2 protein-coding genes are annotated in these 7,054 nt (G+C 65.0%); both read right to left on the minus strand.

The window, feature by feature from the left end; translation table 11 throughout:
• Positions 1 to 1,805, minus strand: a 1,805-nt coding sequence (locus tag BST47_RS30440; protein WP_122984573.1) for a non-ribosomal peptide synthetase, incomplete at its 3' end; no start/stop codon positions are given.
• A partial coding sequence (locus tag BST47_RS29985) for a non-ribosomal peptide synthetase (RefSeq protein WP_122984574.1) occupies positions 1,802 to 7,054 on the minus strand: 5,253 nt, incomplete at its 5' end. The genes BST47_RS30440 and BST47_RS29985, both read right to left, overlap by 4 nt.

The following is a 7,054-nucleotide window of genomic DNA, read 5'->3' on the forward strand; positions in this document are numbered from 1 at the left end:
GGCGCCAGCATCGCAACCGTCGGCGCGTCGAACACGGTGCCCACCGAAAGTCCGGTGCCCATAGCGGCATTGATCGCAGCTACCAGACGCATCGCAGAGACACTGTCACCGCCGAGGTCGAAGAACGAGTCATCGACGCCCACACGGTCCAGTCCCAAGACCCGGGCATAGATGCCGGCCAGGATCTCCTCCGCAGCATCCGTCGGAGGCCGGTACTGGCCAGAATCGAAATAGTCGGGTACCGGCAGGGCACGGGTATCGAGCTTGCCGTTGACCGTCAAAGGCAGCGCATCCAGCACGACCACTGCGCTCGGCACCATGTACGGCGGGAGCCGGTCGGTGAGTGCGGCGCGTGCACGTACGGGATCGACTGTGCTGCCTTTCAATTCGGTTACGTAGCCGACGAGACGCTTGTCGCCGGGACGGTGCTCGCGCGCGATCACCGCCGCGTGCCCGACTCCGTCGAGCCCGGCCAGTGCGGCCTGGATTTCACCGAGCTCGATCCGGTAACCGCGGATCTTGACCTGCTCATCAGCGCGACCCAGATACTCCAGCTGCCCATCGAGGCCCCACCGCACCAGGTCGCCGGTGCGATACATCCGTGTCCCCGGCTCGCCGAAGGGACACGCCACAAACCGCGCGCCGGTCAACCCGGCCCGACGGATATACCCGACACCGACGCCACGTCCGGCCACATACAACTCGCCGACAACCCCAGGCGGCACGTGACGTAACTGCTCGTCCAGCACGAACAACGCCGCGCCAGGCACCGGCGCACCGATGGGCACCCCCGACCCGGGGGTCAGCGGCGCGCTGATAGTGGCATACACCGTGGTTTCGGTCGGACCGTAACCGTTGATCATCACCCGCCCGGGCGCCCACCGATCCACCACATCGGGCGGGCAGGCCTCACCGGCCACCATCAGCGCCGCGAAGTCCAAACCCGTCGGCGAGAGCGCCGCCACAGCGGACGGGGTTTGGCTCAATACGGTGACGTGTTCGGCAATCAGTAAGGCGCGGAAGTCTTCCGGTGAGCGAGCCACAGACTCGGGAACCACCACCAACCGCCCGCCGAACAGCAGCGCACCCCAGATCTCCCAGACCGAGTAGTCGAAGGCATAGGAGTGACACTGCGTCCACACCTGCCCCGGTGCCAGTTCCAGCCCCACATCGAGTGAATCGAACAGTCGAGTCACGTTGTGATGGGTTACCGCAACACCTTTGGGCAAACCGGTGGTGCCCGATGTGTAAATGATGTGGGCGACGTCATCGGGCGCTGGCACAGGCAGTGCACTGCCTGGTTGTTCGTCAACTGCAACCTCGTTGACGTCGATCACCGACAGGTCGCATCCGGCGAACCGGTCGGCAAATGCCGTCGTGGTGATCGCGACTACCGGTCCGGCGTCCTGCGACATGAACGAGATCCGGGCCGGCGGGTGCGCGGGATCGATCGGCAGGTAGGCCGCTCCCGACTTCAACACAGCCAGAATCGCGATCACGGCTTGGGCCGAGCGTTCCAGCAGCAGTGCCACGCACCGTCCCGCGCCTGCGCCGTGCTCGGCCAGCTTGTGCGCCAACTGATTAGAGAACTCATCGAGCTCGCGATACGTCCACGAACTATCCCCGTAACTGAGTGCGACGGCATCGGGCGTGCGGCCCACCTGCGCAGCGAACGCCTCGGGAAGCGAGACCGGCGACACGGGCTCGGTGAGCGCCGCCCGGTTTCCCCACTCATCCGGGTTGGCGACCTCATCGTCGCCGAACAGATCTAGCGACGACAGCCGCCGTGATGGATTGACGGTCATGACTTCTCGGGCGCGGCCATGGCCGCGAGCGTCCGCTGGAATCGCTTGGTGAGCTGCTCGATCCTCGCCGCGTCGAACAGCTCGGTGTCGTATTCCACCCGAAGGCCCAACGCTTGTCCCGGGCGGACGACCATCGCCAGCGGGTAATGGTTGTACTCGCGGCCGCTGATCTCAGTGATGGCCAACCCGTTGTTGCGGAACAACGCCATGTCGAGCGGGTAGTTCTCGTAGACGAAGACGGTGTCAAACAGTTGTTTGTGGCCGGTGGCACGGTGGATCTCGCTCAGTGCCAAATGCTGATGCTCAAGGGTCTCGTTATGCGCACTTTGCATTTGGCCGAGCAAATCGGCGATGGTCGTGTCTTGCATGATCTGCACCCGCACCGGCACCGTGTTGATCAAGAGCCCCACCATCGAATCCGCGCCGAGCACGTCAGTGGGCCGTCCCGATACAGCGGTACCGAACACGACGTCGCGACGTCCGGTCAACCACATCAACACCTGCGCCCATGCGCCCTGCAGCACGGTGTTGACGGTGGAGTGGCATGCGCGCGCCAGCTCATTGAGCGCTCGCGTCGTTTCCTCGGACACCCGAACCGAAGTGGTCGCCCGCGGCCCTAGACCCGCCCGGCCCGGCGGACTTACCAGTGTGGGAATCTCAAACCCGGCGAGCACCTTTTGCCAGGCCGCCCGAGCCGATGGAATATCTCGATCGTCCAGCCAACCGAGGAACCTGCGGTACGAGGCGGCCGCTCGTAGCCGGTGTCGGTAATAGCCGGCGAATATCTCCTGCAGCAGGATCGGCAACGACCAGCCGTCGAGCACGATGTGGTGGTTGGTCAGCACGATCCTTTGCCGATTTCTCGCGGTGCGGATCAGTGCCACCCGAAAGGCCGGTGGGTTGGCGAGGTCGCAGACTGCTGCGCGTTCGGCGGCGCACAGCCGTTGGATCTGTTCGTCGACTTCGGCATCGAGGCCGATGTCATTCAGCTCGACATAACCCCAGGGCGCAACGGGATCAGCCGCGATGATCTGCACCGGCTCGTGGACGAGATCGCCCATCACCGCGTGTTCGGCGGCGCGAGGCTGCTTGATCTGCTCATCGGACGACGGTCCGCTACCACTCAGGTCGAGATACGTCCACGCTGCCGTGGGATGAGCCGGGATGACCTGTACCGGTTGGTCGAATTGTCCGCAGAAGTGGGCGGCCAGGTTGGGGTGACGTTCGACCACCGCCTGTACGGCGTCGCGCAGGCGGTGGGGATCCAGCGATCCGGTGACGGTGATGTCCAGCTGCATCGCATACACATCGCTGGCGCCCTGCATCGTGGTGGCGTGAAAGAGCAATCCTTGCTGTAACGAGGTGAGCGGCAGGATATCCGCGATCTGGCGTTGCTTGAGCAGCCCGTCGATCTCCGGTTGGGTCAACCGGGCGGGGAAGATATCCGAAGGCGTCAGCCCACCGCCACCGTCTCGGACGTGGGCGCAGATGCCGGTCAGGGCGTCAAACCAGAGTTGGCTCAGCCGGGCGATCTGTGTGTCATCCACCACCGATTGCGCCCAAGTCCAGTTGGCGCGCAGATTGGGACCATCCTCGGAATCGAGGGTGGCCGCGTTGAGTTCCACAGAGTGGGCCAAAGGCATGGGCACCGCCGCGACAGCGTCGGCGACCGACCATCCGTCTTCGCAAATTCGCCACATGTCGTCGGGCATCGCGTCAGCGGCCGCGACAAGCCGTCCGAGGTAATTGAATCCGATCGACGGATCGGACTCGGTCCTATCGGAGTCGGAGTTGAGGATGTCGGTGTTGAGGTAGCGCAACAGTCCGTAGGTCAGGCCGTCCGGCAGAGCACGCAGCTGTTCCTTGACGTCTTTGATCACCGCACCGAGTTCTGCTGCCCCGGCGACCACCTGCGCCCAGCGGAGCCCACCGACGGTAAACGAGACTGGGTACTTGGCGGTGAACCATCCCACTGTGCGCGACAAGTCGATGTCGGGGCCTAGATCTTCTTCGCGGCCGTGACTTTCGACATCGATACCGATCGGCACGGCACAGGTGCCCCGGAATTCGTTCCAGGCCAGGCCGAATGCGATGAGCAGGATGTCGTGCGTGCGGACGTGGAAGGCAGCGGGCACTTCACTCAGTAGCAGGCGCGTCGTCTCGGTGTCCAGTGACAGCGACAGGTGCCCGGCGCTGGCGTATGTGTCCACGTCAGACTGCACGGCCGGTAGCGCGATCGGGGCCGCGGTGACCTGCCGCCAGGAATCGGCTGTCTCCACCACCGCGGGGGTGTGGGCATGCTCCGCCAGCAAGGCGGCCCACCGGGCAAACGATGTTCCTGTCATCTGCAACGCGATCGGCTGCCCGCTGCGGTGCTGGACCCAGGCGATGTTGAGGTCCTCCAACAGGATTCGCCACGACACCGCATCAACGGCAAGATGGTGGACGATCAACGCCAACTGACCCGTGTCGGCCACCCATAGCGCGCTGAACACTGCCCCCGCAGCCGGGTTCAACCGCGACCGGGCCGCCACCAACGCATCAGCGGTCAACTCGTCGACAGTGTGCAGGCAGGCACCAGCATCGATCGCACCGGCCTCGGGCACCTGCAACACCCATCCCCCGGCGATGTTATCGGCGCGCAGGCGCAGCATCGGATGCCGATCCACCAGCGCCTGCAGGACCGCGACCACATCGGATTCGGTTGCACCGGTGGCGCTCTGCAACAACACCGTCTGGTTGAACTGGTCGACCGGCCCGTCCACGGTGTGCAGCCACCGCATGATCGGAGTCGCCACCACCGGTCCGACGCCCTCGTCCACCACCCCCGCCGCACCGCCGGCCACCCCGGCCACCCGAGCCAGCCGAGCCACGGACTGCTCGACGAAAATGTCGCGCGGGCGACACAACAGACCCGCCGCCCGGGCCCGCGCCACCACCTGCATCGACAAGATGCTGTCGCCACCGAGATCGAAGAAGGAGTCATCGACACCCACGCGGTCGAGACCGAGGACTTGGGCGTAGATCCCGGCCAGGATCTCCTCTACCGCATCGGTCGGCGCACGATAATCGCCGTCGTCGAACTTGGGGGCGGGCAGGGCGCGAGTGTCGAGTTTGCCGCTGACCGTCAATGGCAGCGCGTCCAGCGGGATGACCGCGCCAGGCACCATGTACGACGGGAGCCGCTCGGCAAGCGCTGGGCGAAGTTCGGCGGGGTCGGCCGTGCCGGTGACATACCCGACGAGGCGCTTGTTGCCGGGAATGTCTTCGCGTGCGATGACCACCGCCTGCTCGACACCGTCCAAACTCGCCAGTGCCGCCTGAATCTCGCCGAGTTCGACACGATACCCGCGGATCTTGACCTGCTCGTCAGCTCGCCCCAGATATTGCAGCTGCCCATCGGCGTCCCACCGGACCAGATCTCCAGTCCGATACATCCGCGCGCCCCAACCCCCAAAAGGACACGCGACGAACCGGGATCCGGTCAATCCGGTGCGGCCGACATACCCAACGCCAACGCCGCGACCGGCGACGTACAACTCACCGATCACCCCCGCCGGCACCGGGCGCAACCATTCGTCGAGTACGAACAACGCCGCGCCTGACACCGGCGCACCGATCGGCACCACCCCCACCCCGGCTGTCAGCGGAGCACTCATCGAGGCATACACCGTGGCCTCGGTCGGGCCGTAGGCGTTGATCAACACCCGGCCCGGAGCCCACCGATCGACGACCTCGGGTGGGCATGCCTCGCCTCCGAGTAGCACCGCCACCGACTCCAAGCCCTCAGACGACAGCACACCCACGGCCGACGGGGTCTGGGTGAGCACGGTCACTCGCTCGGCAACCAGCAGGTCGTGGAATTCGTCCGGCGAGCCTGTCACGGACTCGGACACAACCAGCAGTCGCCCTCCGCCGAGCAGCGCGGCCCAGATCTCCCACACTGAGAAGTCGAACGCATAGGAATGACACTGCGTCCACACTTGCTCGGCGGGTAGGTGTGCGGGAGTCGACTCCGCCAAATGACTCGTCAGGTTGGCGTGAGTTATGGCGACACCCTTCGGCGCACCGGTCGTGCCCGATGTGTAGATGAGGTAGGCGATGTCATCGGCCGTCGGCGTCGGCAACGGCGTGTCCGGGTGATCGGCCACTGCCGGATCGTCGATATCAACGACGTTCACCCCTGATCCGTCAAACCGCGCACGCAGGGCCATTTTGGTGATGACCGCTACCGGTGAGGCATCGTCGATCATGAACCCGATGCGGGCATCCGGCAGGACGGGGTCGATCGCCAGGTAGGCCGCACCCGCTTTGAGTACTGCCAGCATCGCGACGATCGCCTCGGCGGAACGCTCCAGCAGCAACGCCACACAATGGCCCGGTCCCGCCCCCCGCGCTACCAACGTGTGCGCCAACCGATTCGACGCCTCATCAACCTTGCGATAGGTCCACGAACGCTGTCCGCAGGTGATGGCCACCTCGTCTGGGCGATTCACCACGTGTTCGGCGAACAACTCCGGAACCGTTACGCCGACCGCTACGGTCTCGGTCAGCACCGCTCGATTACCCACCACGTCGAGCAGGGCGCGATCATCGCCATCGAGCACCTCCAGCGACGACAGTTTCTGCGTGGGATCCGCGGCCATCGCCGCCACGACCCGCCTCAGCCGTTCGATGAAAGCCTCGATTGTCGCGGCGTCGAACACGTCGGTGCGGTACTCGACGGTCCCGTCGATCCCGGCGGGCTCACCGGCGTCGGTGAAATGCTCGGACAGCGAGAACGTCAGATCCATTCGCGCCGTTCGCGTATCGACAGGCATCTGGGTGACTTGCAGATCACCTAACGTCAGTCCTGCGGTCGGCTCACCGTTCGGCTGCCAGGCCAACGCGACCTGGACGAGTGGATGATGGGACATGCTGCGGGTGGGATTGAGCCGCTCGACGAGTACCTCGAACGGCACGTCTTGATGTTCGAAGGCGGCAAGGCTGCGCTGGCGCACCTGAGCCAGCAACTCAGCGACGGTGGGATCGCCGGCAAGATCGACACGCAACACCAACGTATTGACGAAGAACCCGATCAACTCGTCGAGCGCAGGATCATTGCGCCCGGCGATCGGAAATCCCACTGCCACATCGCTGACGGCGCTAAGCCTCGACAACAACACCGCCAATGCGGCCTGCATGACCATGAAGTTGGTTGCGTTGTGTTCGCGGGCTACCTCACGCACCCGCTGCTGCAACTCCGCGGG

The organism is Mycolicibacterium tusciae, from assembly GCF_002086795.1.
Classification (GTDB): domain Bacteria; phylum Actinomycetota; class Actinomycetes; order Mycobacteriales; family Mycobacteriaceae; genus Mycobacterium; species Mycobacterium tusciae.